Here is a 2149-nt window from a genome sequence, read left to right as displayed (position 1 = left end):
AAGATCAGAGAAGCTCGACTGCATCGACCACGTACTCACTCTCAACCGGGGAGGGCCGACATTGTCTCAAGCCACAGCCACCGACGGAACGGCTGCCCCCGAATAAATCAGCGTTTCCTTAAACGAGGAAGTGAGATCGCCGTTGTAGGCGAAATCATAAGTGCTAGTGGTGCTGGCTTGTGCGTGGACTTGAAGCCAGTTTCAATAGAGGTAATTGAATATTCGTGAATTCAACTCTTAAGTGCAACAAAAACAACAAGAACCTAACCATGCAGTGAAGCCGCGCCCGTTAGGCGCCAGCAAAAACCATGTTCGAGAATCCCCTGCCGCTAAGCCTCACAACGATTGGCATGCAGTACACGAAGATTGCGGTGTATCTTGCAATCCCGTCGTTATTCGTTTCTGCTTTGATGCCGGAAATGTCTCCCGCGCTACAAGAAGAAGCTGTCGGCGCACTGCTGGAGCATTCAGCGCCGCGCACCTTTCACTTTCTAGCAAGCTGGGTGCTTTTCGCGTTGCCGGCCCTCCTTCTCCTAAGTCGTCGGTTCGATCCAGACTCACAAGCTTACCGGTGGTTGGCGATCTATCCGGCTTGCCGAACATTCGAGCTAGGAAGTATTGGGTCCGGAGTGTTTCTCGGCCTCGGGGTTGGTGCAGCGATCTTCTGGTGTAATGTCGGCTGGGCACTATGGGGAATAGGACTCGCCGCAGTCATATTTGCGTACCTCGTCGGGTTCGTGAAGATTTACGGGACGCTCATCAATCCACCGCGTCGGTTCGCTGAGCGCAAATCATCACTTCGAGCCTTAGTACTAGTAGCTGCACTTGGGCTTATGGTCGGTCCGTATGTACGTCTTCTGTTCAACGCCTAGCATAGGTTTCCGGAAAGCATTATCCGGCTGATTTCAACTTTGAAGTGCAACAAAAACGAGAGCCTAACCAAGCAGTGAAGCCGACAGCAAAAACGCTGCGCGTTTTCGCTGCGGCTTACCGCTAGCCGTTAGCGGGTGCAGGCCCAAGGGGAGAAAGTTAGGGTTCGCGATCTCGGTGGCCAGTACGTCGATCCGTGCCGGCCTCAAAGAAGGTAGCCGCCAAACGCATCAGGAACGGCTCGGGCCGTGCCACAAAGGGTGGCTCTTTCCGCCCTCGGTCCATTCTGTGAAGGCGCGCCCTCAGTGGGCACAGCCCCGTTGGCGCCCATAGGGCGGGCCCCAACACTGTCGTGGTTCCGCTCATTGGGGTTACGGGCCGACCACCCTAGGGCGTGTTCGGCATCGGCTGCTCCCACGGGTGGTTGCGGCCACGAATGCCAACGTCACTGCCCTGCCCGCTGGCACGGCGGTGCCGCGTCGGGGTAAGTTGGCCCCCAGCACGGCAGTGGTTCTGCCCGGCCGGAATGAAAGAAGAAAGAAATTGCAGCATGGTGGTGCACTGGGCGTAGCCACTCTCACCACCGTGCTAACAAGGCGGTCAAGCCGACGGCAAAAACGCTGCGCGTTTTTCCCGCGGCTTACCGCTAGCCGTTAGCGGGTGCAGGCCCCAGGGGAGAAAATTAGGGTTCGCGATCTCGGTGGCCAGAATGTCGATCCGTGCCGACCTCAAAGAAGGTCGCAACCAAACGCATCAGGAACGGCTCGGGCAGTGCCACAAAGGGTGGATATTTCCGCCCTCGGTCCATTCTGTGAAGGCGCGCCCTCAGTGGGAACAGCCCCGTTGGCGCCCATAGGGCGGGCCCCAACACTGTCGTGGTTCCGCTCATTGGGGTTACGAGCCGACCACCCAGGGGCGTGTTCGGCATAGCCTGGTCCCACGGGTGGTTGCGGCCGCGAATGCCACCTTCACTGCCCTGCCCGCTGGCACGGCGGTGCCGCGTCGGGTTAAGTTGGCCCCCAGCACGGCAGTGGTTCTGCCCGGCCGGAGTGAAAGAAGAAAGAAATTGCAGCGTGGTGGTTCACTGGGCGTAGTCACGCTCACCACCGTGCTAACAAGGCGGTCAAGCCGACGGCAAAAACGCTGCGCGTTTTTCCCGCGGCTTACCGCTAGCCGTTAGCGGTGGATGAGAACACGAATCCGAGGGTCAGAGGGTGCTCCACCGGCAGTGGAAGGAAGGCAAGCTACTGTGCCACCCGCGAGAGAAAAAGAACGTGCC

General features: G+C 58.4%; 1 protein-coding gene. It reads left to right on the top strand.

From position 1 onward, the window contains the following. The first annotated feature begins 308 nt into the window (after positions 1 to 308). Entirely contained in the window at positions 309 to 872 is a 564-nt protein-coding gene (locus tag GBG68_RS13810; protein WP_152148366.1) for a hypothetical protein, read from the top strand. The last annotated feature ends 1277 nt before the right edge of the window (positions 873 to 2149 follow it).

The sequence above is a fragment of the Alkalilimnicola sp. S0819 genome (assembly GCF_009295635.1).
In the GTDB taxonomy this organism is placed as follows: Bacteria; Pseudomonadota; Gammaproteobacteria; order Nitrococcales; family WHIW01; genus S0819.
The sequence above is the reverse complement of the archived record's forward strand: the minus strand, read 5'-3'. Positions and strand labels throughout refer to the sequence as shown.

What these genes read in the sequence shown, in the direction of transcription:
- GBG68_RS13810 (WP_152148366.1), top strand. Translation starts at nt 309, where the DNA reads ATGTTCGAGAATCCCCTGCCGCTAAGCCTCACAACGATTGGCATGCAG.